This is a genomic window from Methylomonas methanica, from assembly GCF_001644035.1.
Classification (GTDB): Bacteria; Pseudomonadota; Gammaproteobacteria; order Methylococcales; family Methylomonadaceae; genus Methylomonas; species Methylomonas methanica_A.
Window position 1 is genome coordinate 1 of the sequence record NZ_LUUG01000071.1, and the last position, 23,449, is coordinate 23,449.

General features: G+C 53.2%; 20 protein-coding genes. 11 read left to right on the plus strand and 9 right to left on the minus strand.

Features of this window, described 5'->3' with window-relative positions; genetic code table 11:
- Nucleotides 1-254, plus strand: a 254-nt coding sequence (locus A1332_RS25995) for a hypothetical protein (protein WP_064008637.1), incomplete at its 5' end; no start/stop codon positions are given.
- Here the strand turns inward: A1332_RS25995 and A1332_RS11535 are convergent.
- Entirely contained in the window at nucleotides 224-799 is a 576-nt protein-coding gene (locus tag A1332_RS11535) for a chemoreceptor glutamine deamidase CheD (protein WP_157203998.1), read from the minus strand. The two genes, A1332_RS25995 and A1332_RS11535, sit on opposite strands and share 31 nt — an antisense overlap.
- Before the next feature lie 423 nt (nucleotides 800-1,222).
- Here A1332_RS11535 and rlmKL point away from each other — a divergent pair, with 423 nt between their 5' ends.
- The 6 genes from rlmKL (at nucleotide 1,223) to A1332_RS11565 (ending at nucleotide 7,993) form a co-directional block, all read left to right on the plus strand.
- Entirely contained in the window at nucleotides 1,223-3,418 is a 2,196-nt protein-coding gene (gene rlmKL / locus A1332_RS11540) for a bifunctional 23S rRNA (guanine(2069)-N(7))-methyltransferase RlmK/23S rRNA (guanine(2445)-N(2))-methyltransferase RlmL (RefSeq protein WP_064008639.1), read from the plus strand.
- Nucleotides 3,415-3,687 carry an acylphosphatase gene (gene yccX, locus A1332_RS11545; protein WP_064008640.1) on the plus strand — a complete coding sequence of 91 codons (273 nt, stop codon included), beginning with the start codon at nucleotides 3,415-3,417 and terminating at the stop codon, nucleotides 3,685-3,687. Before rlmKL ends, yccX begins: the two co-directional genes overlap by 4 nt.
- A gap of 202 nt (nucleotides 3,688-3,889) precedes the next feature.
- Nucleotides 3,890-4,816, plus strand: a complete 927-nt coding sequence (gene hemC, locus A1332_RS11550; protein WP_064008641.1) for a hydroxymethylbilane synthase — start codon at nucleotides 3,890-3,892, stop codon at nucleotides 4,814-4,816.
- Nucleotides 4,813-5,595: a uroporphyrinogen-III synthase gene (locus A1332_RS11555; protein WP_082879656.1), complete on the plus strand. Its 783-nt coding sequence runs from the start codon at nucleotides 4,813-4,815 to the stop codon at nucleotides 5,593-5,595. Before hemC ends, A1332_RS11555 begins: the two co-directional genes overlap by 4 nt.
- Entirely contained in the window at nucleotides 5,579-6,745 is a 1,167-nt protein-coding gene (locus tag A1332_RS11560; protein ID WP_064008643.1) for a uroporphyrinogen-III C-methyltransferase, read from the plus strand. Before A1332_RS11555 ends, A1332_RS11560 begins: the two co-directional genes overlap by 17 nt.
- A 12-nt stretch (nucleotides 6,746-6,757) precedes the next feature.
- Nucleotides 6,758-7,993: a heme biosynthesis HemY N-terminal domain-containing protein gene (locus A1332_RS11565; RefSeq protein ID WP_064008644.1), complete on the plus strand. Its 1,236-nt coding sequence runs from the start codon at nucleotides 6,758-6,760 to the stop codon at nucleotides 7,991-7,993.
- 21 nt (nucleotides 7,994-8,014) lie between these two features.
- Here the strand turns inward: A1332_RS11565 and A1332_RS11570 are convergent, their stop codons facing one another.
- The 5 genes from A1332_RS11570 to A1332_RS11590 form a co-directional block, all read right to left on the minus strand.
- Nucleotides 8,015-9,097 (minus strand): HD domain-containing phosphohydrolase, encoded by a 1,083-nt coding sequence (locus A1332_RS11570; protein ID WP_064008645.1) that lies wholly within the window; start codon nucleotides 9,095-9,097, stop codon nucleotides 8,015-8,017.
- Between the two features lie 210 nt (nucleotides 9,098-9,307).
- A complete protein-coding gene (locus A1332_RS11575; protein ID WP_064008646.1) occupies nucleotides 9,308-10,444 on the minus strand; it encodes a PP2C family protein-serine/threonine phosphatase in 1,137 nt (378 codons plus the stop codon).
- 40 nt (nucleotides 10,445-10,484) lie between these two features.
- On the minus strand, nucleotides 10,485-11,948 hold the full coding sequence (ubiD, locus tag A1332_RS11580; protein WP_026602419.1) for a 4-hydroxy-3-polyprenylbenzoate decarboxylase: 1,464 nt from the start codon (nucleotides 11,946-11,948) through the stop codon (nucleotides 10,485-10,487).
- Between the two features lie 125 nt (nucleotides 11,949-12,073).
- Complete coding sequence (locus tag A1332_RS11585) at nucleotides 12,074-14,554, minus strand: ABC transporter permease (protein WP_064008647.1); 2,481 nt, start codon at nucleotides 14,552-14,554, stop codon at nucleotides 12,074-12,076.
- On the minus strand, nucleotides 14,551-15,243 hold the full coding sequence (locus tag A1332_RS11590; protein WP_064008648.1) for an ABC transporter ATP-binding protein: 693 nt from the start codon (nucleotides 15,241-15,243) through the stop codon (nucleotides 14,551-14,553). Before A1332_RS11590 ends, A1332_RS11585 begins: the two co-directional genes overlap by 4 nt.
- Between A1332_RS11590 and A1332_RS11595 the strand changes: the two genes are divergently transcribed.
- Nucleotides 15,242-15,841, plus strand: a complete 600-nt coding sequence (locus tag A1332_RS11595; protein WP_082879657.1) for an arylesterase — start codon at nucleotides 15,242-15,244, stop codon at nucleotides 15,839-15,841. The two genes, A1332_RS11590 and A1332_RS11595, sit on opposite strands and share 2 nt — an antisense overlap.
- A gap of 10 nt (nucleotides 15,842-15,851) precedes the next feature.
- On the opposite strand, the gene A1332_RS11600 is transcribed toward A1332_RS11595, so the two are convergent.
- The 3 genes from A1332_RS11600 to A1332_RS11610 all read right to left on the minus strand — a co-directional run bounded on the left by A1332_RS11600 (nucleotide 15,852) and on the right by A1332_RS11610 (nucleotide 18,633).
- Nucleotides 15,852-16,802, minus strand: a complete 951-nt coding sequence (locus A1332_RS11600; protein WP_064008649.1) for a glycosyltransferase — start codon at nucleotides 16,800-16,802, stop codon at nucleotides 15,852-15,854.
- A gap of 39 nt (nucleotides 16,803-16,841) precedes the next feature.
- Nucleotides 16,842-17,924: a GNAT family N-acetyltransferase gene (locus A1332_RS11605; protein WP_064008650.1), complete on the minus strand. Its 1,083-nt coding sequence runs from the start codon at nucleotides 17,922-17,924 to the stop codon at nucleotides 16,842-16,844.
- A 229-nt stretch (nucleotides 17,925-18,153) separates the two neighbouring features.
- Nucleotides 18,154-18,633, minus strand: coding sequence for a hypothetical protein (locus A1332_RS11610; protein ID WP_064008651.1), 480 nt, complete (start codon nucleotides 18,631-18,633; stop codon nucleotides 18,154-18,156).
- Nucleotides 18,634-19,069: 436 nt separating this feature from the next.
- On the opposite strand from A1332_RS11610, the gene A1332_RS11615 reads away from it, so the two are divergent.
- The 3 genes from A1332_RS11615 to A1332_RS11625 all read left to right on the plus strand — a co-directional run bounded on the left by A1332_RS11615 (nucleotide 19,070) and on the right by A1332_RS11625 (nucleotide 23,448).
- Complete coding sequence (locus A1332_RS11615; RefSeq protein ID WP_064008652.1) at nucleotides 19,070-20,488, plus strand: acetyl-CoA carboxylase biotin carboxylase subunit; 1,419 nt, start codon at nucleotides 19,070-19,072, stop codon at nucleotides 20,486-20,488.
- 16 nt (nucleotides 20,489-20,504) lie between these two features.
- Nucleotides 20,505-22,328 (plus strand): sodium-extruding oxaloacetate decarboxylase subunit alpha, encoded by a 1,824-nt coding sequence (gene oadA, locus A1332_RS11620; RefSeq protein WP_064008653.1) that lies wholly within the window; start codon nucleotides 20,505-20,507, stop codon nucleotides 22,326-22,328.
- Nucleotides 22,329-22,443: 115 nt separating this feature from the next.
- Nucleotides 22,444-23,448 (plus strand): L-threonylcarbamoyladenylate synthase, encoded by a 1,005-nt coding sequence (locus A1332_RS11625; protein WP_331709874.1) that lies wholly within the window; start codon nucleotides 22,444-22,446, stop codon nucleotides 23,446-23,448.
- The last annotated feature ends 1 nt before the right edge of the window (nucleotide 23,449 follow it).

Genomic DNA, 23,449 nt, shown 5'->3' on the forward strand with positions numbered 1-23,449 from the left:
AATTCATCATACAAGGGGCGACGCAGGGATGCGGCGCGTTGCCGAAGGGGCAGGAAGCCCCTTTCGGCAACCCCCGTCGAAAGCTTCGGAGCGCAGGAAATAAGCGGCGTCCGGGTGGCCTTTTCTTTTGGATACTTTTCTTTGGACAAGCAAAGAAAAGTATCTCGCCTGTCGGTGCGAGAACCGACATTCAAAAAAACCGTCGCGTTAGCGACACAAAACTCTACGCCAACACCCTAGCAAACAACCTGTGAGAATATTCCTGCTCCCGCTGCAAGATAGTTTCGTTTTTTATATCCTTGAGTTTTTTCACCAACACTTCCCCCGTTTCCGGAAAGAAATACACCTTGCGGGGATAGATACCGAGCATGTCGTCAGCGAGGACCGGAATGTTCCGGCCGGCCAGATAACTGCGTAAAAACTGAGCACTACGAGCGCCGACATTGTTGCGTTGCATGCCATTAAGTATGTTGCCGCCGCCGAATACCTTGGCTTCCAGCTCGCTCTCTTCTGCTCCCATGTCGACCAGATGGTTGATGAAATTATCCATACCGGCACTAGCCATGTTCTCCATGCGTTGGTTGAGCGGCTGGTCTTCGTTGACGTTCACCACCATAAATTGATACATCCCGCCTATGCCACGCCGCCAATCGCGAATACAGGCAATCACGCAGGATCCCAGCACGGTAACAATAACCTCGCCGGAATCGGTAACACAATATTCGCCGGGAGTGATTTTGCAGGCGCGGATGCGTTGGTGCGGGTCGTAGTAGGTTTCGGAATATTTTTGCGGATGCATAGCCAGGGCCATCTTGAGAGTTGTAGAACATTAATGCTTATCAAGCAATAAATCGGCCACTACGCAATTTGCTTTCCGCCTCAAATCTTTACCATTTCAACGCGCGAGCTTGCCGAAGCGATTGTAAAACGCTTCGACAACTATTGATTGATTTAGTTATCTGCCTTGGTTGCACAAAACGCAGGCGCCAAGGTTGTCGACACTCAGAACTATCCACGAGCCGGCGTGGTGCATAGCGCTCCCGATTGGCGCAAGACTGATTTTGTTATTACCCCACCCGAGTCGTTACCGGCATATCCTTGGGCAGACCGGGCGAACGATGTCAAATGGAGCCCTTGTTAGCAATTTTGCTATAAAAATATCCGCCGCATTAGCAACACATTTTAGTATCCTAGCCAACCATTCCGCACTCAGCCGTAAATCATGACCCAATACCCACTCTTCGCCACCACGCCCAAAGCGATGGAAGGCATTCTTGCCAATGAAATCAAAGCGCTGGGCGGCCAAAACGTCCGCGAAAAAATGGCCGGTGTTTCCTTCGATGGCGATCTGGCGCTGGCTTACCGGGTTTGTTTGTGGTCGCGTACCGCCAACCGGGTGTTTCTGCCCTTGAGCAGCTTCGAAGTCAAATCCCAGCAGGATTTGTACGATGGCGTGAAAAAGATCAATTGGTTCGAACATATCAAGCCCGACGACAGCCTGGCCGTATCGTTTAGCAGCAAAAACAACCCGGCCATCAACAACACTCATTTCGGCGCGTTGAAAGTCAAGGATGCCATCGTCGATCAGATGCGCGCCAAGTTCAACAAACGGCCCAATATCGACACCGAGCGGCCCAGTATTCGGGTCAACGTTTATCTACATAACGAAACCGCGCAGCTGAGCCTGGACTTATCCGGCGAGAGCTTGCACAGACGCGGCTATCGCGATGTCAATATCGCCGCGCCGATCAAGGAAAACCTGGCGGCGGCGATTTTGTTGCGCGCCGGCTGGCCGAAAATCGCCGAGCAAGGCGGTTCGCTGCTCGATCCGATGTGTGGTTCCGGCACCATGCTACTGGAGGGAGCGATGATCGCTGCCGATTATGCGCCGGGCTTGCAACGCGATTATTTCGGTTTTCTGGGTTGGAAAAAACATGACGCAACGCTCTGGCAAAGCCTGCTGGACGAAGCCAAGCAACGCCGCGACATCGGCTTGAGCAAAATGCCGGTCATCGTCGGTTTCGATCAGGACCGGCGTACCGTGGTGGCAGCCTTGCAACACGTCGAAAATGCCGGCTTGGCCGGCAAGATTCATATCGAACGGCGCGACATCGCCGATGCGACAGCCGCAGAAAGTTGGCCCAAAGGTTTGATTGCCTGCAACCCGCCCTACGGCGAACGGCTGGGCGACGAGGCGGAAACCTCCGAGTTGTATCGCCGCTTTGGCGAGGTGCTGAAACAGCGTTTCGTTGGCTGGCAAGTGGCGATGATTATCAGCAATCCTGAATTGGGCTTTAGATTGGGAGTGCGTTCGCAAAAGCCGATTACCTTGTTCAACGGCGCGCTGGAGTGCAAATTGCTGCGCTTTAATATCGAAGAGCAGACCTTTTTCGAACCCAAAGCCAAATCTCAGCAAGAACGCATCGAACAAATCAGCCGGCGTACCGAGACCGAGCAACCGGATAATCAGGCGGAAATGTTCGCCAATCGCTTGCGCAAGAATCTGAAAAAAATTGGCAAATGGGCCAAGCAAAACCAGGTCAGTTGTTATCGGCTGTACGATGCGGATTTACCGGAATACGCGGTGGCGGTGGATGTCTATCAAGGCGAACAGACCTGGGTCAACGTCCAGGAATACGAATCGCCTAAGACCATCGATCCGGCCAAGGCCAATCAACGTTTGGCTGGGGCGATGGTGGAAATCCCCAAGGTATTGGACATACCGAAGGAGCAGGTGTTTTTAAAAATCCGCCGCAAGCAGAAAAGTACCGATCAATACGAAAAGCAGGGCGAGTCCGGCCGTTTTCATGTGGTCGAGGAAGGCGGCTGCAAGTTTTGGGTGAATTTCGAAGATTATCTGGATACTGGCCTGTTCCTGGATCACCGGCCGATCCGCCAAATGATACAAAAGCAGGCCAAGGGCAAACGCTTTCTGAATCTATTTGCCTACACCGGCAGTGCCAGTGTGCATGCGGCAGTCGGCGGGGCGGCGTCCAGCGTCACGATCGACATGTCCAATACTTATCTGGACTGGGCGAAGCGCAATTTCGACCTGAACGGGATTCAAGGCGACCACAAGCTGGTGCGGGCCAATTGCGTGGAATGGCTGGCGGAGCAAGCCGGAGCCAAAGACAAACCGCAGTTCGATCTGATCTTTCTCGATCCGCCGACTTTTTCCAACTCCAAAAAAATGGACGAAGCGTTTGATATTCAGAACGATCATCTGCACTTGCTGCGCAGTGCCGTCGCCCTGCTGGCAGCGGACGGCGTGCTGTATTTTTCCACCAACTTCCGCCGCTTCAAACTGGACAGGCAAGCCTTGACGGATTTGCAAATAGAAGACATCAGCGCGCAAACCATTCCGGAGGATTTTGCCCGCGATCAAAAAATTCATTATTGCTGGAGGATTACCCGATGAGCGAGTGTTTGCACATCATCGTCAAGGGCCGGGTGCAGGGCGTGTATTTTCGCGCCTACACTCAAAAGCAGGCGGTGAAGTTGAATGTGAAAGGTTTTGTCAGAAATCTGCCCGACGGCAGTGTCGAAATTGTCGCCAGCGGCCATCCGGACGAACTAAAAAAGCTGGTAGCTTGGTGTCATAAGGGGCCGATACTAGCCAAGGTGTCCGAAGTGATCACCACCCCGCATGAGGTGGACGAGCATTTTGAGATGTTTGAGGTTAGGTAGGTGCTCTAATGTCAGGCGACATTTTGATTCGCTCAACTTAATAGCTACTTCTCAATCTTTAACCTGGCAACCGGTTACCTGCTACTTATCTATGCAAACAACTTCTAAGCACCTTCCCCGTCAAATCGGATTACAATAGCGAACATTTATTCTCAACAAAGGGCGCAGCTTAGACGCCCGCCAGCAATCGGCAGGAGCAGTTTTGGCAGACAGAATTATTCGTATCGCTACCCGGCAAAGCCCCCTGGCCTTGTGGCAGGCCGAGCATGTCGCGGCGCGGCTTGAACAGGCGTTTCCCGGATTGCAAACCAAGCTGGTAAAAATGGTCACTCGCGGCGACAAGATACTGGATGCGCCGCTGGCCAAAGTTGGCGGCAAAGGTTTGTTCGTGAAGGAACTGGAACAAGGCATGTTGGAAGGCACGGCCGACATCGCGGTGCATTCGATGAAAGACGTACCGGTGGAGTTTCCGGAAGGCTTGCATCTGGCGGTGATCCTGGACCGGGAGGATCCAACCGACGCGTTTGTTTCCAACAAATACCGCAGTTTGGCCGAATTGCCGGCCAATGCCCGAATCGGTACTTCCAGCCTGCGCCGTCAATGCCAAATCAAAGAAAAATTCCCGAACGCGGAAATTCTCAGCTTGCGCGGCAACGTTAACACCCGTTTGGCGAAATTGGATGCCGGCGAATACGATGCGATCATTCTGGCATCGGCCGGCTTGAAACGGCTGGGGATGGGGGAACGTATCACGGCCCAGCTGGAACCGACGGAAAGTCTGCCGGCGATGGGCCAAGGTGCTATCGGCATCGAGTGCCGCATCGACGACGCCGAGATACACGAGTATTTAAAGGTATTGCACGACGAAGACACCAGCATCCGGGTCGGCGCCGAGCGGGCGATGAATGCCCGACTCAACGGCGGCTGCCAGGTGCCGATTGCCGGTTTTGCGGAAATCAAAGGCGAACGTTTGTTCATGCGCGGCCTGGTCGGCAGTCCCGACGGTTCTTTATTATATAGAGCCGAGGCAGAAAGCAGCCTGGCGGACTTCGAAGCGTTGGGCAAGGCCATAGCCGAGGATTTATTGGCACAAGGCGCGGACAGGATATTGCGCGAGCTTTATCAGTGAACTCGGCTCTAAACGGCGCGCGCATTCTGGTGACGCGGCCCGCCGCGCAAGCCGAGAATTTGTGTAAGCTGATAGAACAACACGGCGGCGTGCCGATTCGCTTTCCGACTCTGGAAATTGTCGAGGAGCAGCCCGATCCGGATTTATTGAGGCAAGCCGCCGCTAGCGACTGGCTGATTTTTACCAGCACCAACGCTGTGGATTTTGCTATCAAGGCGTTCGGTGGCAAAATGCCGGCCTTGCGTAAATTCAAAATCGCGGCTGTCGGCGAAGCAACCGCCGGCGCGTTGCGACTAGCAGGTTGGTCAGTTGATTGCGTGCCTGCCAGCGAATTTAACAGCGAAGGCTTGCTGGCCGAACCTGAATTGCAAGTTGTAGCCGGCATGCGCTGCGTGATTGTGCGCGGTGTCGGTGGCCGCGAGAAATTGGCGGAGAGCTTGCGCAGCCGTGGTGCGGAAGCGATTTATCTGGAAGTGTATAACCGCCGACAACCGATGGCGGACAGCGCGGATTTACGGGCAGACATTGCACAAGGGCGGCTGGACGCAGTGACTATTACCAGCGTCGAAGCTTTGCAAAACTTGTTGGCGATGCTGGATGACGAGTCGATAGTATTGTTGAAGTCGATACTTTTAGTCGTAATGAGCGAGCGGATCGGCCAAGCGGCCGAAGATTTCGGATTTAAACAGATTGCAGTGAGCGCACAGCCCACGGATGCAGCGATTTTAGAGACCTTGACGACGTTATTGAACGGGGAAAACAGTGGCCGAAGTAATTGAAGAACAACAAGAAAATCCAGCTCCGGTAGTGGTGGTTAAAAAGTCTCACGCCGGATTATGGATAGGCATCACCTCCATCGTGTTGGTGATCGCTTTGGCTGGTGCAGGTTTTTTCTTTTTCCAGCAATTGCGCTTTAGTCAAGATACCGAAAACAATCAGGACAATCTGAAACTGATCGAACTCGATAAAGAACTTAACGGCCTGCGCGATCAATTGAACGGCGTGCAAACCCAAATCGCCAACGTCAACGCAGAAATGACCGGCAAGGACAATCATTTCAACGAGACCTTGGCCGATTTCTCCAAGCTGCATGAAGAGCGCCTGAACACCGCCCGCAAAGAACTCGAGGCTTCGATTACGGCCTTGCAACGGCAGTTAGGTAAAACCCGCGGCGACTGGCTGCTGGCCGATGCCGAATACTTGTTGACCGTTGCCAATCAGCGTTTGCATCTGGTCGGCGACGTGACCACCACCCGCGAAGCGCTGGAAGCTGCCGATCAACGATTAAGAGAGAGCGGCGACGCGGCAGTATTTAAAGTCCGCGAGCAAATCGCCAAGGAAATAGCCTTATTGAACGGCGCCACCGTGCCGGATATCGTCGGCATCTACAGTGGCATTCAACATTTACAGGATGCCGTGGAAAGCCTGGCGGTGTTCTTGCCTCACGCCGGCAAGCAGCCGGAAAAACCCGAACCCAATAGCGACCTGTCCGAACACGGCCATGAAATATTGAACACCGTAGCCAAGCAACTGGAAGGCTATGTGGTATTGCGTCACACCGAACAACCGGTCAATGCCATCCTGACCCCGGAAGAAGCGCACTTTATCAAGCAGCAGTTGAAAGTCCGGCTGGAAATGATCGAAATTGCGCTGGTGCAACAAAATGACACCTTGTTTTCCAGCAGTATCGCCGACGCCAAGCAATGGCTGAAGAAAAACTTCGCGGAAAACCAGCAAACCGACAAATTCGTGGCGGAACTCGATAAGTTGGCCAATGTACAAATCCGCAGTCAATATCCGGATGTCAGCGGCTCGTTGAAGCTGCTGAAAGACATCAGCAAATTGCGCATCGAATCCGATAAAGCGGTGCTGAATAATCCGCCAGCGGAAACGGCCTCGCCGGCAACACCCTCAGCCGGCCAGCAATAAGCGAGTGGCATTATGAAAAATCTCATGTATTTTCTCGGCTCCTTGCTTTGCGCCGTTTTGGTGGCGTTTTTGCTGCACAGCTGGCTGGTCAAACAGAACGATCCCGGTTATGTGTTGATCGGTTTCGGCCACTGGTCGCTGGAAACTTCTTTGACCGTATTCGCCGTCGCGCAAGTAATCGGCTTTTTCTTTCTCTACAATTTTTTCCGCTTGATGGGCGTCTTGATTCGCATGCCCAACCAGTTTGCCAAGCGTCGCCGTAATATCCGCTTCAATCGCTCACAGGAGGCTTTGGTCGCCGGCTTATTCGACGCGGCAGACGGCAATTGGGAACGCGCGGAGAAAGTGCTGATCAAGCATGCCGCGCATAGCGGCGCACCGTTGCTGCATTATTTGACTGCCGCCAGAGCAGCTCAATCGCGCGGCGCGCTGGACAAACGCGACGAATATCTGCAAAAAGCCAGCGAGCAATCATCGGATACCAATATGACGGTCGGTCTGACCCAGGCCGAACTGCATCTGTCCGAAAAACAATTCGAGCAAGCCTTGGAAACCCTGGGCAAATTGCACTCGATCAATCCCGGCCATGCACGGGTTTTGAAAATGATGCATCAGGCTTATCAGCATCTGGGCGACTGGGAGGGCTTGAGCAAGCTATTGCCTTCGCTGCAACAGCACAAAGTGTTGATGGAAACCGAAGTTAAATTGCTGGAAACGGAAACCTTTAGCCGCTTGTTGAAACAGACCATCGCCCAGGGTGATCGCCAAACGATCCAAACCTGCTGGGAAGGCATCCCCGATCACATCAAAGCCCTGCCGGGTATCGCCAATATCTATTTTGCGGCGATGATTGCAGCGGGCGCCGGAGCCAGCGTCGAATCGGCCATGCTCAAGCAATTGGGCCGGCATTGGGACGACACTTTGCTGGTATTGGTTTCGAATATCGAAGCGGAAGATAAAGCCAAACAATTGCAGTCGGTCGAACAATGGCTGGCGGTTTACCCCAGCAATGCAGTGCTGTTAAGAGTGCTGGGCAAGCTGGCTTTGAAAGCCGAGCAAATGGAGAAAGCCGAACAATATTTGTTGAAAAGCCTGAATACCGAAGCGTCGGTGGCGACCTATCAATTGCTGGGCGAATTATTGTTTACCAAAGGCGACAAGGATCAAGCCTGCGATTACTTCAAACGCGGCATGGAATTGGCATCAGCCGAGCTGATTAGCGGTGTCGAGTCTATTCGCGCAGCTTAAAAAGCTTAAAACAACCCGCTATTAGTTCGAATCCCGAATAAGCTCGGGATCGGCATATTCGCTTTTAATGACTAAAATTTCCGGCAAATTCTTTTTTAACAGCGGCGCTAATTTAGGGTCGAAATGTTTGCCGGATTCAGAGGCGATATAAGCCAAGGTTTCTTCCACTGTCCAGGCCGGCTTATAGGGGCGTTGCGAAGTCAGTGCGTCGAACACGTCGGCAAGCGCGCAAATCCTGCCCGCAATCGAAATATCATCTTCTCTCAAGCCATTCGGGTAACCGGTACCATCCCACTTTTCATGGTGATGTTGAGCAATGGTGCGCGCGGCTCTCATCAACTCGGTAGGCGAACCGGATAAGATATTTGCGCCCATTTGCACATGGGTTTGCATAATTCGCCATTCCTCGGGATCCAGCTTGCCGGTTTTTAACAGAATCCGGTCCGGGATACCAATCTTGCCTATATCGTGCATGGGTGCCGCATTCAGAATAATTTCCGCGTCCTGCTCGGTTAAACCATAAGCCAAAGCCAACAACTGCGCATATTTACTCATGCGAATGATATGGTTGCCGGTCTCGTTATCCCGATATTCGGCGGCCAGCCCCAGTCTGCGTATCACTTCCTGACGAGTACGATACAGTTCGTCGGTTCTGGTTTTTACCTGTTGTTCGAGCAGACGGTTTTGATCGCGGACCTGATTGTGCATTAAGCGCACTTCCAGCAGATTGTGTATACGGGTGACCGCCTCAAGCTGATCGAAAGGTTTGGTCAGAAAATCCTTTGCGCCCAAACTCAGCGCTTTCAGCCGGGTTTCCATATCCGGTTGCGCACTAAGTACCAACACCGGCAAATAATCACCCCTAAATCGCTGTTGCAGCTGCTCCATCACATCGAAACCGCTCAAATGCGGCATGCGGATGTCCAGTAAAAATGCATCGAAGCGGGTGGTATCGCAGAGGGAAGCTACTTCGCGCGAGTCGCAGGTCGATTGAATATTCCGGTAACCCTGGCGCTGCAAAATTTTTTCCAACAATTTGACGTTAGCGGGTTCGTCGTCGACGATGAGAATGGCGGCTTGCAGAATATGCTGTTTTAAGTCCACGTTGCTGTTTTTAAAGAGTCATCAAGCTGGGAGCGAAAACCAAGCAGTCCGATTCGTGCCGAACCGTCCCTGCTTAGTCGGTTATCCGCGAGATTCTGAGTATAGCCAAATTAGGCGAGTCTGCTTTTTATAGCCTAACGCAAACACTCAATCTAACAGCCAAAAAGATTCTAGGAATAAAAATCCGGCTCTGCCCAAGGTCGAGAATATTTATCGACAGCGAATTGCCATACAGGAAATATCGTCTTGCGTCTCCCGATTAGCCATATGCGCTTCCAAAGCCTGTTGTATCGCCGTCACTTCAACACCTGGCCGCGCCGTTCTGAGGGTTTGCAACACTCGCTCCTGACCGAATAACAGCCCATCCGGATCCTGGGCATCGGTCAAGCCGTCAGAGTACATAAACAACTCGCAAGCCTCCTGCCAATGCCAAATTTCGCAAGTATCGTCGAAGTCCCGGTTGCCGAGAATGCCGGCGGAGGGATGCGTGGAACGAAACGCATGCACTGTGTTGCCCTGGCTATCCAGCGCAAATACATCGGGTAAGCCGCCGTTCCACAATTCCACCGACTTTTTTTCCTCATCTATCATGCCCAATACCAAAGCCACGAAACGGCCCGCCGGCATCTGACTGTGCAACAGGCGATTGATCTCGCGGACGATAATGGAGACAGCCAGTCCTTTTTTGGTCATTGCCTGAAACGCTTGATTGACAATGACCGTCGGCAGCGCCGCCGCCAAGCCATGACCGGTCGAATCCGCGAGCATAAAATAAATTTGTTTGTTACTGACGCGCCTGGCACAAATCAAATCACCGCTAAAACGTTTGGCCGGCAATAACCAAAACTGCAAATGATCGTCTTTAAGATCGCTCTGCTTAATTAGCTTCTCAAAAATACTCTGTAAAAACTGTTGCTCCGCCTCGTTTTCGTCGCGATAGGCTTTAAGTAACTGCGTATCGGCAATAATCAGGTTTTGCATATCGATCACGCGTTGCACCGAGCCTAACTTGGCGGCAAGAATGGCCCGGCTGAACGGCTTTTGCAGATAGTCGTCAGCGCCGGCTTGCAGGCCATCCAATACATTTTGATCATCGGCTAGCGCACTAAGTACAAAAATCGGCACCCACTTGTCCAGGGTTAGCGCTCTGATCGCTTTGATAGCCTCCAGACCATCCATGACCGGCATCATAATATCCATCAGAATCAGATCGGGATTTACGCTAGCGAAAGCGTTGACCGCCTGCTCCCCATTTTCGACCGAAATGACATCATGCTGCATCCTGCTCAGTAATTTATCGAGCAACAGCCTGTTTTCGTAGATATCGTCAACAACCAATATTTTCATTAGGATTTGTACCAAAATACAAGCGAACCGGCAGTCTACCCTAGTTAAATAGCGTATCCCACATCGTATCCACTTTTTTGATCACGTCCTCACTCATTACAATCGGACGTCCCCACTCCCGGTTGGTTTCGCCGGGCCATTTGTTGGTGGCATCGAAACCAACCTTAGAACCCAAGCCCGATACCGGCGAAGCAAAATCCAGATAATCTATAGGCGTGTTTTCCAAAATCGTCAAATCGCGGGCCGGATCCATCCGCGTGGTAATCGCCCAAATCACATCCTGCCAATTGCGCACATCGACATCATCGTCCACCACGATGACAAACTTGGTATACATGAACTGGCGTAAATACGACCAAGTGCCCAGCATGACCCGCTTGGCATGGCCGGCGTATTGCTTCTTCATGCTGATCACCGCCATCCGATACGAACAGCCTTCCGGCGGCAGATAGAAATCGACGATTTCCGGAAACTGCTTTTGCAGGATGGGTACGAATACTTCATTTAACGCCACGCCCAAAATAGCCGGTTCATCCGGTGGCCGACCGGTATAGGTGCTGTGATAAATCGGCACTTGCCGCTGGGTAATGCGCTCTATGGTAAACACCGGAAACTCGTCAACCTCGTTGTAATACCCAGTGTGATCGCCGTACGGCCCCTCCGGCGCGGTTTCGCCAGGATAGATAAAGCCTTCCAAGACAATTTCCGCGCTGGCCGGCACCTGCAAATCGTTGGACAAGCATTTGACCACTTCGGTCTTACTGCCACGCAACAAGCCGGCGAAAGCATACTCGGATAAGGAATCCGGCACCGGTGTGACCGATGCCAATATCGTTGCCGGATCAGCACCTAAGGCCACTGCTACCGGAAACGGTTTGCCCGGATGCGCCTGTTGCCACTCCTTAAAATCCAATGCCCCGCCGCGATGCGCCAGCCAGCGCATGATGACTTTGTTTTTACCGATGACTTGTTGGCGGTAAATCCCTAAGTTCTGCCGGTCTTTATTCGGCCCTTTGGTAATCACCAGCGGCCAGGTAATTAAAGGCGCGGCGTCTTCCGGCCAGCAGGTTTGAATCGGATAAACACTTAAATCGACTTCGTCCCCAACTCGAATCACTTCCTGGCAAGGTGCTGAACTGACTATTTTCGGCGCCATATTCAGCACTTGCTTGAACACAGGGAATTTTTCCAGGGCGTCTTTCATGCCTTTCGGCGGCTCCGGTTCTTTCAAATAGGCCAGTAATTCACCAATTCCACGTAATTCGGAAACGTCTTTGGCGCCCATGCCCATCGCCACCCGTTTCGGCGTACCGAACAAGTTGCCGAGCACCGCAATATTGGAACCTTTCGGGTTTTCGAACAGCAAGGCTGGACCACCCTGTTTCAATACCCGATCGCAAATCACCGTCATTTCCAACACCGGATCGACTTCCTGTTTGATGCGCTTCAGTTCACCCTGTTTTTCCAGCTGGGCGATAAAGTCTCTTAAATCTCTGTATTTCATGCATTATCCTTAAAAGGGGCCGAACCTCGTGCCATGGGATACAAAATTAAACGGCAATCATACGCCGAGATAAGCTAGGCAAGGAAGCCGACAGCGGAAGTAAAACCAAACCAAAGCGCCGGTGATTAACGCCGCAATACCTGCAACGGCGGCTGATTGACCACCTGACGAACACCCCAGTAACCTGCCAGCCCCACCGTTGCCGCGCCTATGGCTGGCAATGCACTCCACAAATAGTAGCCGGGACGGTAGTCGATATGCATCACACGGGTATACAGCGCATACAGAATCGCCTCGCTAGCCAGTGCCGCCAAAACGCCAGCCAAGGTACCGAGCAAGCCAAACTCAATTACATGCGTGGCGCGTAAAAAGCCGCGTCGGGCACCCAAGGTCCGCATCAGCGCACCTTCGTAAATCCGTTGATCCAGCGTGGCATAGACGGCAGCGAACAACACGGTAAAACCGGCCGCCAAGGCAAAATACAGCAGTAGATTAATGGCCTTGGTTAACTGCGTCAGGATCATCTTGAACTGTTTCAAGATCTGATCAACTTCCAGTATCGTCACGGCCGGATACTTTTTCATCAGTGTGTTCAACAGGTTTTTTTGACTGTCAACCAAATAGAAACTGGTCATGTACATGGTCGGAAAATTGTCCAGCGTGCCGGGCGAAAAGATCATGTAAAAATTGGGCCGCATCGTATCCCACTGCACGCTACGAAGTTGGGATACCTTGGCACTGAATTGCGCGCTCCCCACCGTAAAGGTCAATTCATCGCCCACTTTGATCTTTAGGCTTTCCGCCAGTTTTTGCTCCACCGATACCAGCCCCGGCTGATCGGCTTGCCAAGCACCGCCATCGGTGGCTTTGTTATCGTCCGGTAATTGTACCGCCCAGGTCAGACTCAATTCGCGCTGGGTGGCGCCTTCGCCCTGCGTGTCTTTGCTGACCCGGCCTTGCACCGCTTCGTTATTGATCGTTACCAAGCGCCCGCGCACCACCGGATAAAACCGGCTGCTGGCGATTTGCGCTTGCTCTAATTCGTTTTGAAACGCCTGCTGGCGTTCCGGCAGGATATTCAAGGCAAAATGATTCGGTGCCTGCTCCGGCAATTGCTGCTGCCAGTTGTCGATCAAGTCGCTGCGCACGGTAAAACTCAAGGCCATCGCGGTAAGCGTGATACTAAAAGCCAATATTTGACTGACGCTGGCCTGGCTATTCCTCAGCAATCCCTGCAAACCGAAACGCCAGTTTAAGCCCATCTTCGGCAACAGCTTGCGCGCCAACAATAGCAAACTGTATATCGCCGCGCCTAAGCCGAATATTGCCAGCGACCCCACACCCAAGATGAGGGAAGTCATTTTCGGATCTTCGGTATAACGCCAAATCAAGCTACCAATAATTGCCAGCGCGAAACCGTAAATCAACCAACCACTAGTGGGTAAGGGTTCCAACTCGCGGCGCAATACTCGCAAGGGCGAGACTTTTTGCAACCGTAGCAGCGGCGGCAAGGCAAAACCCAGCAATATCGCCAAGCCGTTAATCAGTCCAAAAAACACCGCCAACCAACTGGGACTGGCCAATTCTTGCGGCAACAAGGACTTTAACAGTTCGAATAAACCGAACTGCGCCAACCAGCCCAAGCCACAGCCGACCAAGCTGGCGAGCAAGCCCAGCACCAAAAACTGAAAACCGTACAACCAAACAATTTCCGATTGCTTGCAGCCTAGACAACGCAAGATAGCGGTAGCGGTGAAATGCCGCTCGGTGTAACGGCGGGTCGCCATAGCAATGGCAACGCCGGCGATCAAGATCACCACGATACTGGATAGGCCCAAGTAACGCTCTGCGCGTTGCAGCGCCGATCCCAGCTCCGGACGGTCCTCGTGTATATCCAGGATTTTTTGCGAGGTGTTTAGTTGTGGTTTCAACCAAGTCTTAAAGGTAGCCAAGGCCTGCTCGTCGCCGCTGAACTGGAAGGCGTAACGCACATGGCTGCCGGGTTGAATCACGCCGGTGGCAGCCAAGTCGCTTTGACTAATCATCACCCGCGGCGAAAAGCTGTAAAAGTCGCCGCGTTTGTCCGGCTCGTAACTCAACACCCGGCTGATGGTCAGCGCTTTTTCGCCTACGGTCAGCGTATCGCCGATTTTTAGATGCAGCGCCGGCAGGATGCGTTTATCCACCCAGGCCGAGCCGGGTTCCGGGCCCTGGCTGACGACGGTTTCATCCTGCGACTCGGCGTCGCTGGTTTTCAATTTGCCGCGTAGCGGGTAGCCGCCGCTAACGGATTTTACCGAGGCCAGCAGCATTTCCTGGTTTTCCAATAAAACGCTGGCAAACTCGCTGGTTTGCGAATGGAATAAGCCCAATTCGCCGGCTTTGGCTAGCCAAATCTCGTCGATAAGGCCCGGCGCAGCCACTACCAGATCGCCGGCTAAAAACTCGGCGGCTTGTACCGTCATGGTCCGATGCAAGCGGTCGGCGAATAGTGAAATGGCGGTGGAACTGCTCACGGCAATCAGTAAAGCCAGCAATAATAAGGTCAACTCTCCGGAACGGCTGTCGCGCCACAGCAGCTTCAGCGCCAGATTGAAGCGCTTCATACCATGCTCCCGGCATCCAGGCGGATGGTGCGCTGACAACGTCCGGCCAGAGACATGTCGTGCGTCACTAAAATCAAGGTGGTGTGTTGTTCCTGATTGAGCTCGAACAGCAGATCAATAACATGTGCGCCGGTCTTGCTATCCAGATTGCCGGTCGGTTCATCGGCAAACAGAATGGCCGGCCGGGTGACAAAGGCCCGCGCCAAAGCCACCCGCTGCTGCTCGCCACCCGACAACTGCTTGGGTGTATGAGTCAAGCGCTGCGACAAACCTACTCTGTCCAGCAAGGCGCGGGCAGCGGCCGCCGCATGAGCGTGACCGCTGAGCTCCAGCGGCAACATCACGTTTTCCAGTGCCGTCAAACCCGGCAGCAGTTGAAAGGATTGAAACACGAAGCCGACCAATTCGTTCCGTAACAAGGCGCGGCCGTCTTCGTCCAGCTTGGTCAGATCGCGGCCACTGACGACCACTCTGCCGGTACTGGGGGTATCCAGGCCGGCCAGTAAACTGAGCAGGGTGGATTTGCCGGAACCGGACTCGCCGACGATGGCCAAACTCTCGCCGGGATTGATGATTAAATTCACCGACGACAAGATGTGTAAAATGCCCTCGGAAGTTGGCACCGATTTACCGAGTTGTTCGGTAACGATGATCGGGGAACTGGTCTTATCAATATGAGTATTTAACATGTATAGCGTGGTCCTTGCCGTAATCCTGGGTTTACTACCGATAAGCGCAATGGCGAAATCAATAGTGGTGTTGGGTGACAGTATTAGTGCCGGTTACGGCATCGAAGTTCAGCTTGGCTGGGTGGCATTGTTGCAAAACAAGCTGACCGACCTGCATGGCAGCTATGTTATCAGTAACGAAAGCATCAGCGGCGATACTTCAGCCGGCGGTTTAGCCAGACTGGAGCAAATTTTAACGCGGCATAAACCGGATATTCTATTGGTGGAACTCGGCGCCAACGATGGCTTGCGCGGTTTGTCGCCGCCGGAAATGAAAAATAATCTGACCGAAATCGTCCGGCGTTCGCAAAAAATAGGCGCCAAAGTCATGCTGCTGGGCATGAAGATCCCGCCCAATTACGGTAAACGTTATGTCGAGATGTTTTACGAGGTTTTTCCGCAGCTATCCGCAGAATTGAAGATTCCGTTCGTGCCGTTTATCCTCGAAGAGGTGGCGTTAAACCCGGAGATGATGCAGGCTGACGGCCTACATCCGAATGAGTTGGCGCAGCCGGTGATTGCCGAGAAAGTTTGGGGATATTTACAAGCGTTGCTGTAGACGCGAATCGCTAATTTGCCGCCAACGCTTGTTTAAACGCCGGTAATTGCCGATAACCCGCGATTTCGCCGGCCGTGAACATCCATTTCATTTTTTTTTGCAGGCGTTGCTGCTCACGCGGCTCCAGCCAAAAACTCAGGATTCTACTCAGATAATTCCGCAGTAAATACAGCGGGATACCGGCTACATTGTTCCCGGCAGGCGCTTCGGCATACGCCAGCACCTGACAACGAGCCACGTCGAACATCCAGCGGCACACATAGGCTTTCGTCATCCGCTCCGGGATGTTGCAGTGATACAGCAAGGCTTCGGGCACATACCAAAACTCACCGCCCCCGCGCCGAAAACGGCCCATGTATTCGGTGTCTTCGGTAAACGGCACCGAGGTGCCGGGCCCCAGTTCCTCGCGAAACCAGCCGTTTTTGGCCACGGCCTCGGCTCTTAACGCAGTGTTTACGCCGCCCGGAATGACCTGTTCATCCAAAAATTGCTCGGACATACCAAAATCACGGGTATTGGTAATGCCGCGCGGCAATGCGAATTCGCCTTCGGTATGCAGCCAGGCGGGTATGTCGCCCAGCCATTTGGGCAATACTTTGCCGGCAAAACCGTCGATTTGCGGATGCGCGGCGGCGGCATCGATGTATGCCTGCAACCAGCTTACTTGGGGTTCGACATCGTCGTCGGTGAACACCAATAATTCACCTTGCGCGTGCTTTATTGCGCGATTCAAGGCGCGGGACTTACCGGGAATGGGCTCCGATACGCAATGCACGGGCAACCTGCCTCGCTCCGCTTCGGCCGCAATCACCGCGACGGTGTCGTCGCTGCTGCCGTTATCGACCATCAGCAACTCCCAGCGGGTATCGCTATTCAGCCGCATGGCGGCCAATGCGTCGAACAAGCGCGGCAATATCGACGCTCTGTTGCGGGTGCTGATAATCACGGAGGCGTTTAACATAGGTTGCAGACCGAGTTTAGAATGTTGGATTAAGCAATATTACAGCGGATGATCGAAATAATCGCCATCGATCCCGCTGCGGTACCAATTTTGCAAAATGTTGTCGGCTAGCGGCGGCTGGCGATAGATCAGATAGCGATTGCCGCGCGACGGCACCGCCTCATAGCCAAGACTGCGGAACAGACTGGTCAATGACGGCGAGGCTACTTCCAAACTGGCCCAGCTAATGCCGTTCTCTCGCCAATACGCGAATAGATAATACAACATGGTCTGTAAAGCCGGCTCGTCGTCCAAGGAATAAAACACATCGCGCAATACGGCCATGCTGATAGCATCCCCAAAGCTTTGCTGATGCCAGATAGCATAGGCACGCAATTTACCGGCAGCATCGCGCAACGCGAAAAACCTTAAAGGACAGGTAGGAAAATCGAATAAGCGCCAATTTAAATAGCGGCTGCTGCGTTCCAGACACGAGGCATACCCCCCTTTGGCCCGCTCCCACAACTCGTCAAACTCAGTCTCGCAATGAAAAACCTCCGCAAATTTAAAACCGCCGCTATGCAATTTAACATTGCGTAAGCGCAAGTTGATGTCAAATAGACTGCCCAACCAATAGCCCAAGGATTTGCCGGCGCGTTTCTCCCAAGAGCCGCGATAACCAACGCGCAAACGATAAAAATCGTTATCGCTGCCGCCGATTTCCACAAAGCCGCATTTTTTAAAGGCTTTCTGGGTAATCACGCCGGCAGTCACGGTGCCGTTAAATTGCGCGAACTCAAGGCTATGCTCTATCAACCGGGTGGCCAAACCCTGTCCGCGAAACTGCTGATCGACGCAGGTATTGGAACCGAATGTTATGGGTACGGATTCGCCGTTCAACCACCAAGGTTGCACGAACATAGCCCGAAAACCGGCCAAGCGCCCATTGTGCCAAACTCCGACACCAACACACGGCAAGGCGTCCTGCCACGGATTCTGCACGATACGCCGCTCGAACCATTGCTGGATATACTCGGGGTGTTGCTGAAACTCTTCGAAATTGGCGACGGCAATCCGAATGCAATCCGGAATATCCGCCAGTTGGATAGGTCCATAAACAAAATGGTCGGCAACAGCGGACATAGGCTTTCTCGAAAAAGTGCGGAAAATTATTAGCGGGGCCTAAATATCTTTAGCGGAGGCATCACCGAGAATAGAAAACTATTATCGGCGCAACTCGCTGTAATACCAAACTACAGCGTAGTTTTAAAAGGGGGCAATTCGGCGAGAGACGTTTGATGTGGCGGAGCGGGAAGTATTCAGGCTTGGGCAGCCACCCGTACGTTGGGTGTTGCCCAAACCTGTAGCATCGTTACCGGACTGGGTTCAAAACCGATTTGGTATCGAGCAAATTGCTGCGTTTTTTCAAACCCAAAATACCCAGCATCCCGCTGAGAAAAAGCCAGGCGGCAGTAGGCAAGGCGGCTTTCAATTCAGCCGTTTTGCTTTCATCTATCACTGGGTGGAAAACCGTGCCAAGCAAACCGAGAAACCCTGTTTGCGAAACAATGTCACCAAGCCCTTCTATCTCAGACAAGGCTTGCTGAAATGTCGCCACTGCTCCGGTTTTGACCCGCGTAAACAATGTTAACGCATAGTCCTGCAAGGGCTTATCCGCTGCTGGATTCGATGGCTGCTCCTGATAAGCGCTTGGCAAATCCGGCAAAATCGTTTTGAAGGATTCGAGCGGGTTTAGCGTGTTTTCGGTAGTAGCCGCTTGCGCAAGCTGAATCCCCCAAAACGATAGACCGATAAAAAATAATGCGGAAAGTAACGGCTTGTTTGTGTCCATATTAAAACCCCAGAATTAATCAATTAGTTAAGAGGTGAAACCCTATTCTCAAAAACCGGACCTATTACGGAAGGCAGCGGCTCATGAAAAAGGCATCCATGCAGACGAGAATAGCACTATACATGCCAATTGCAAGAAGCTGATTTATATAAATATTTCCCATTCATCCCCGAAACTTGTTGGCGCAGAAACCACAAAAGCGGATTAAATGCTGCTAACACAACAACTTAGCGGCTGACAGTTTCGTCAAAGCCGCAACACCAAATATCGCAGAAATAGCCGGTTCTTTCTGTCCGAACCCAGTAGCCGGCAATACCGCCACCACCCAAGCTAAAGGTTAATCTCCAATCGGCAGGCGGCGGTTTTCCTGTTGAAAGATAGCCATAACTTGTTAGAGTAATAGGCGAGTTACTAAACTTAAGGACACGGGAGCATCATGTTACGCAAAATACTGATCGCCAATCGCGGCGAAATTGCTGTCCGTATCATTCGGGCTTGCGCGGAAATGGGCATTCGTTCGGCCGCGGTCTATTCGGAAGCGGACCGCTTTGCCCTGCACGTCAAAAAGGCAGACGAGTCGCATTACATTGGCAGCGAGCCGCTGGCCGGCTACTTGAACATCTACGGCTTGGTGGATTTGGCATTACGTACCGGTTGCGATGCGATTCATCCGGGCTATGGGTTTTTATCGGAAAATGCCCAGTTTGCGCGCGCTTGCCAGGAACGCGGCTTGGTGTTTATCGGCCCTTCCGCGGAAGTGATTCAACGCATGGGCGACAAAACCGAAGCTCGGGCCGCAATGATTGCCGCCGGTCTCCCCGTCACGCCCGGCTCGGATGGCAACCTGGATAGCGTCGAGCACGCCTTGCAGGTGGCTGAACAGATAGGTTATCCGATCATGCTGAAAGCCACCTCCGGCGGTGGCGGGCGCGGCATCAGACGCTGCGATAATCCCAACGAACTGCGGCAAAACTATCAGCGGGTGATTTCCGAAGCCACCAAGGCTTTCGGCAGCGCCGACGTATTTTTGGAAAAATGCGTGGTCAACCCGATTCACATCGAAGTGCAGGTGCTGGCCGATCATTTCGGCAACACCATACATCTATATGAGCGCGATTGTTCTGTGCAGCGCCGCAACCAAAAACTGATCGAAATTGCGCCCTCGCCGCAACTGGAAGAAGCGCAACGTCAATATCTGGGCGGCTTGGCGGTGATGGCGGCCAAGGCAGTGGGTTATACCAATGCCGGCACCGTGGAATTTCTGCTCGATGCGGACGGGCGCTTCTACTTCATGGAAATGAATACCCGTGTACAAGTCGAGCACACGATCACTGAAACGATCACCGGTGTGGACATTGTTGAAGAACAAATTCGGGTCGCCGCCGGCTTGCCCTTGCGATTCAAGCAGGAAGAAATTGTGCGGCGCGGCTATGCGATTCAATTTCGCGTCAACGCCGAAGACCCGAAAAACAATTTCCTGCCCAGCTTCGGCCACATCTCCCGTTATTACGCGCCCGGCGGCCCCGGTGTGCGTACCGACACGGCGATTTACACCGGTTATGAAGTCCCGCCTTTTTACGACTCGATGCTGGCCAAGGTCATCGTCAGCGCGATTACCTGGGAAGACGCCATCAATCGCGGCGAGCGCGCCTTGAAAGACATGGGCTTGTTCGGCATCAAAACCACGATTCCGTATTACTTAAAAATTCTCGGTCATCCGGACTTTCGCCGCGGTCGGTTCAACACCGGCTTTGTCGAAGCCAATCCCGACCTAATCAACTATTCCAACAAGCCACGACCGGAAATTCTGGCCAGCGTGCTGGCGGCCGTTGTCGCCTCTCATACTGGCCTGTAAACCCAAGGAAACCCCAATGAGCAAAGTTTACGTAACCGACGTTATCCTCCGCGACGCCCACCAATCCTTGATTGCCACCCGCATGCGCACCGAAGATATGCTGCCGGCCTGCGCCATGCTGGACGATATCGGCTACTGGTCGCTGGAATGCTGGGGCGGCGCCACTTTCGATGCCTGTCTGCGCTTTTTAAAGGAAGACCCCTGGGAACGCTTGAGCAAACTAAAAGCTGCGCTGCCCAATACTCGCCTGCAAATGCTGCTACGCGGCCAAAACCTGCTCGGCTACCGGCATTATTCCGACGATGTGGTACGTAAATTCGTCGAGACTGCCGCCACCAACGGCATGGACGTCTTCCGTATCTTCGACGCGTTGAACGACATTCGTAATTTAGAAACCGCTATCGAAGCCACCAAAACCGCGGGCAAGCATGCGCAAGGCACGATCTGTTACACCACCAGCCCGGTGCACGACATCGCCAGCTTTATCAAACTGGGAAAAGGTTTGGCAGACTTGGGCTGCGACTCGATTGCCATCAAGGACATGGCTGGCCTGTTGACGCCTTATATCGCCGGTGAACTGGTCAAGGCCCTGAAAGACGCCGTCGATCTGCCGCTGCATCTGCACTGTCACGCCACCGCCGGCTTGGCGGAAATGTGCCAGATCAAGGGCATAGAAGCCGGCTGCGAACACGTCGATACAGCTCTATCTTCGTGGGCCGGCGGCACCAGCCATCCGCCTACCGAATCTTTGGTTACCGCCTTACGCGGGACCGAATACGACACCGGACTGGATTTGGACAAGTTGCAAGCGGTGAACCAGTATTTTCTGGAAGTGCGAAAAAAATATCGCCGCTTCGAAAGCGAATTTACCGGGATAGACACCCGCGTGCATATCTTCCAGGTTCCGGGCGGCATGATCTCCAACCTGGCCAACCAGTTAAAAGAGCGCAACGCCTTGGACCGGATGGCCGAGGTGTACAGGGAAATCCCCGAAGTGCGCAAAGACCTTGGCTACCCGCCGTTGGTGACACCTACCTCGCAAATTGTCGGCACCCAAGCAGTATTGAACGTATTGACCGGCAAGCGTTACGAAACCATCAGCAACGAGGTGAAGCGCTACCTGCACGGCGGTTACGGCAAGGCCCCGGCCCCGGTTAACCCACAACTGCAAGCCAAGGCAGTCGGCAAAGAAGAAGTGATCGAATGCCGTCCGGCGGATTTACTCAAACCTGAGTTTGAACATCTGCGTAACGAAATCGCCCATCTGGCCATGAATGACGAAGACGTGTTGAGCTTTGCGATGTTCCCGGAAATTGGCAAGCAATTTCTGGAGCTGCGTTCCACCGACAACCTAGTCTCCGAACCGCTGGAACTGGCAGACGCGCCGACACCGGGTGAAGTGAAAAAAGCCCCGACCGAATTCAACGTGGCGCTGCACGGCGAGTCCTATCACGTTAAAGTCACCGGTGCTGGGCCGAAAAACCAGAGCTTGCGGCATTTTTACTTCACCGTGGATGGTATGCCGGAAGAAATCGTCATCGAAACCCTGGACGAGATCGTGCTGGACGGCGGCGCGCAAGGCGCGGTGCAAAGCGCCATCGCCAGCAAACGCCGCCGGCCCAGTGAGCCGGGCGACGTGGTCACCAGCATGCCCTGCAATATCATCGACGTGCTGGTCAAGGAAGGCCAAAAAGTCAACGCCGGACAATCTTTGCTGGTCACCGAAGCCATGAAAATGGAAACCGAGATCACTTCACCGGTAGCCGGCATAGTCAAGGCAATTTATGTCGCAAAAGGTGACGCGGTTAACCCTAATGAAGTGTTGGTGGAAATTAATTAGGAGAAAAGACTAAAGGCGAAAGGTAAAATGGCGCGTTTGCCGTGAGGATGGCTTTTATATATTTGTAGCTGTTTGCTTTGGCAAATGAATTCGCCACTACAATTATGGTGGCTGCTTGTCTTTTCAGATTTTCATCTTTCGCCTGATTACTTTGAATCCTAAACCCGTAACCGAAGAATCCATCCGCCACGCCGTCGAACTGTTACGGCAGGGCCAATTGGTCGCCTTTCCAACCGAGACCGTTTACGGGCTGGGCGCGGATGCATCCAACCCCGATGCGGTTGCCAAAATATTTGCCGCGAAAGGCCGGCCGGCCGATCATCCCTTGATCGTGCATATCGCCTGCGCCGCGCAAATTCACGATTGGGCGGAAGCCGTGCCGGAAACGGCATTACGGCTGGCCGAACACTTCTGGCCCGGCCCGTTAACGATGATATTGAACAAAAAATCGACGGTACCATCCGCCGTTACCGGCGGCCAGGATACGGTGGGCTTGCGGGTGCCGGCCAATCCGGTTGCTTTACAACTATTACAAGCCTTCGGCGGCGGGATCGCGGCGCCGTCGGCCAATCGCTTCGGCCATATCAGCCCAACGCAAGCCGAGCATGTCGCGGAAGAACTTGGCGATAGCGTGGGCTGCATCCTGGACGGCGGACCTTGTTCGGTGGGCGTGGAATCGACCATCATCGACCTTAGCGACGGCATCCCCGCCATCCTTAGACCCGGCCGCATTACCCGTAGCCAACTAAAAGCGGTGCTGCAAACCGACGTACGCCTGTCGGCGCAAAGCAAGATCCGCGCACCCGGTATGATGGCGGTGCATTACGCACCCAATACCATGGCCTTGCTGTGCCCTGTCGATACCTTAATCACGATGACCGACGAATTGTGCGCGCAAGGCAAACACATTGGCATCCTGGCCTTCAGCGCCGAAATTGCCGAGATTCCCTGCCTGCATTTGCTGAGATTACCGGCCGATGCCGAACTTTACGAACCGGCTTTATACAGTTCGCTACGTGCCCTGGATAATCTGCAACTCGATACCATCTTGATCGAACAGCCGCCCGACAACGAAGCCTGGGCAGCCGTCAACGACCGCCTGAATAAAGCCACGGTTTAAG